3 protein-coding genes are annotated in these 2978 nt (G+C 57.3%); 1 reads left to right on the top strand and 2 read right to left on the bottom strand.

What is annotated here, in order from left to right:
- The first annotated feature begins 307 nt into the window (after positions 1-307).
- A complete protein-coding gene (locus GFC01_RS17555; RefSeq protein ID WP_152948441.1) occupies positions 308-832 on the top strand; it encodes an SDR family oxidoreductase in 525 nt (174 codons plus the stop codon).
- Between the two features lie 175 nt (positions 833-1007).
- Here the strand turns inward: GFC01_RS17555 and GFC01_RS17550 are convergent, their stop codons facing one another.
- Together GFC01_RS17550 and GFC01_RS19595 are read right to left on the bottom strand one after the other, a co-directional pair.
- A complete protein-coding gene (locus tag GFC01_RS17550; RefSeq protein ID WP_243137682.1) occupies positions 1008-1568 on the bottom strand; it encodes a Uma2 family endonuclease in 561 nt (186 codons plus the stop codon).
- A gap of 163 nt (positions 1569-1731) precedes the next feature.
- The coding region (locus GFC01_RS19595) for a glycosyltransferase family 2 protein (RefSeq protein WP_243137681.1) at positions 1732-2978 on the bottom strand (1247 nt) is incomplete at its 5' end.

Below are 2978 nucleotides of genomic sequence, written 5' to 3'. Positions count from 1 at the left end.
TGCCGGACAAACCGGTAGGCCGTATCTAACAGATCGCGGGAGGCGTCCGGCGCTCAAGAAACTTGAGTGTTGGACCGCTTCACGGTCAACGCAGGATGGAAACCCGGTGTGGTTTCCCCTTATGTCCAAGTCCTGCGCCCGTGAAGCGCCGTTTTCCCGTCCGGGTGGGACTCCCGGGGCCGAGGTCTCCCTGTCGCTATAGCCTGCCCCCAGGAGCAGGCAAATCCAATCCAGAAAGGAGCAAAAGCCTGGTCATGGGGAGGCCGGGTTCACAAAAACCAACAATTGTTAGGTATTGTGAGCTTTTTTGAACCAGGAAAAGTACGGCACGATCCATATCCTGATTAATAACGCCGGTATAACCTGCCGGCGGTCACCCTATGAGCTGACTGTGGATCAGTGGGATGAAGTAATAAATGTCAATCTCAGGGGGGCCTTTTTATGTGCCCGGGAAGCGGCCAGGGTGATGCGGCGGCAGGGCGGCGGGGCCATAGTGAACATAGCTTCCACCCGGGCGTTGATGTCGGAACCCGGTACGGAGGCTTACGCTGCTGCCAAGGGCGGGTTGATCGCCCTCACCCATGCCCTGGCCATATCCCTTGGTCCCGATGGCATCCGGGTGAACGCCATCAGCCCGGGATGGATTGAAACTGGCGATTACGGTGCTCTACGGTCCGTTGATCACCATCAGCACCCGGCGGGGAGGGTGGGTCGGCCGGAAGATATTGCCAGGGCCTGCCTTTTTCTCACCGGCCCGGGCAGTGATTTCATCACCGGCGCCAATCTGGTTATTGACGGCGGCATGACGCGGAAAATGATTTATGCGGAGTAGGTTTACGGTGATACTGCAGAGTGTTAATCTCCATGATTTGCTCCTGAAGGACACGGGAAGCTTTACCGAACCTGGCATCCAGATACCTTGGCCTGGTATTGTCTTCATCGCGATGTCTGGCCGGGGTAGATGTTTCCCCACTAATTGAAAGCAGTCGTATCTTCCTGCCGGCTCATTAAAAAATTTTGTTCAGATCCAGTTCCAGGCCTGGCAGCAGAGGGGAGGTAACCGTGACGCCGCCCCGGCGGTCATAGAAGATCGGATCGCCAAAACCGACCGCTGTAGGGCGGTAAACCTCCACGGTTTGGGCCAGGGGGTGGATGATCCACAGTTCCCGGACACCGTGGCGCGCATAGAGATCTTTTTTCAAGGTGCGGTCCCGGGCGGCAGTGGAGGGGGAAAGGATTTCCACCACCAGGTCGGGGGCGCCCTGGATGTTTTGTTCCGCGATGATATCAGTTCTTTCCCGGGAGATGAAAATAATGTCTGGTTGCACCAGGTCCTTTGGCGTTAAGTATACGTCCAGGGGGGCTGTAAAAACCCTGCCCAGCTGGTTTTCTAAAACAAAATGGTAAAGGGTGGCGGCCAGGGCAATGGATACATTCTGGTGGATTGCACTGGGCGAAGGTACCACGTACAATTCCCCCCCGATCAATTCATACCGGTTGCCGTCGTCCAGTTTGCAGTAGTCTTCATAGGTTATTCCCGAAGCAACACTTTGCAGGGCCACATCCATTTCCATCCCCCCTTTGTATGAATATATTATGCCGGACGGCCGGTGTCAATGGCCGCCAGTTTTTTGGATAAAACAGGGATTGGCGGCTGGCGGTTGTTTTCCGGGGGCCTTTCCCCCGCCGTTCTTTGCTGGCAGATAACCGCATATGTTTCACGTGAAACAATTAATTTTCCACCCAGGGTACCAGATTGGGTTTGGGGTCCAGGATGGACAGGTACTGCTGCCTGATCCCGTAATGTCCCCGGGGATCCAGCTGCTTATAGCGATAATATTTGGCCAGGCGGTCGGCCGGTCTTATCCAGCCCAGGTGCTTGATGCGCAGGGAGCTTTTCGCTCCCTTTAGTTCCACAACATTTCTGGGAAAGCGGCCGCAGTGCTGGGGCGTTTCCTGCCACTGCCAGGGGAAACCGGGTATGTACCGCACCATGAAGGGGCGGTAAATCAGGTGCGCCCGCCAGTAATCATCATCCCGGTAATGGTTTTCATCCCACATGTCGTAGAGCCGGAAATAGTACACTTCCACCTCCGGATTGGCGGCCAGCAGGGGCAGTTCCTCCACGGCCCGTTCTTCAAAGATTTCGTCGGCATCCAGGATCAGCACCCAGTCCGGGTCCGTCGCCGCCGCCAGCTCCCAGAGTTGCTTGCGCAGAAGGATTTCGTTGTTAAAGGAAGGCTCCCGGTTGCAAACCAGGGTCAGGGGAACGTTCTCCAGGACCCTCCGGCATACCTCCGGACTCCCGTCCTCGCTGGCGTCGTCCAGAATGACCGCCTGCTGTATGTACTGTGAAGCATGCTTCAGCACACGTTCCAGATACCTGCCGGTCTCGTTCCGGACCAGCATGGCCAGGGTGATGGTACCATTCCGGAGCCCAGCAGTGTTAGCGCCATTTGCCGGGCAACCGGACGGTAAAGGGGCGGGGGTTGCCCTGATGCCGGCTGCCGGGCCGGGGTCTTTTGTTTCCGGTTTATAACAATCGCTGGATGTGGAAAAGGCCGTTATTCGTACTCCACCATCCCTGACGGGGGAGCAGTACCTTTCGGGAAATGTTCTGCCCCCCGACGGGGAGGGGCAAGGGGCGATTTCCGTCACCGGGGGTATATGCCCGTTGTTTTTCCCGCCCCCGGCTAAAAAGAGCTCCCCATACGTCGGCAAAAACGGATGCTGGTCCTGGCCTGGCGCCGGTTGCCTGCGAAAAAAATGTTCTTTATATGCTGCCAGCCCCGCCAGATCCGACTCCCGGTAGATGTGGTAGGGCGGGTAATGGGTATCGGCGTAAAGTTCCAGGCCCAGGGCGGCCGCCCGGATGCAGAAGTGCCGGTCCTCGCCGATGAATCCCAGGTTGTATATTTCACTGAAAGAAACGCCCATCAGCATGGCCCGGCGGCTGATCAGGGTGCAGGCCCCCAGCC

Origin of the sequence: Desulfofundulus thermobenzoicus (genome assembly GCF_009428905.1) — a bacterium.
Lineage (GTDB): Bacteria > Bacillota > Desulfotomaculia > Desulfotomaculales > Desulfovirgulaceae > Desulfofundulus_A > Desulfofundulus_A thermobenzoicus.
Note: the sequence above shows the minus strand (reverse complement) of the source record. Positions and strands in the feature narration are given on the sequence as shown.

Excerpts from the sequence above, each read along its gene's own strand:
- GFC01_RS17550 (WP_243137682.1), bottom strand. The coding sequence starts at position 1,568 with ATGGATGTGGCCCTGCAAAGTGTTGCTTCGGGAATAACCTATGAAGAC.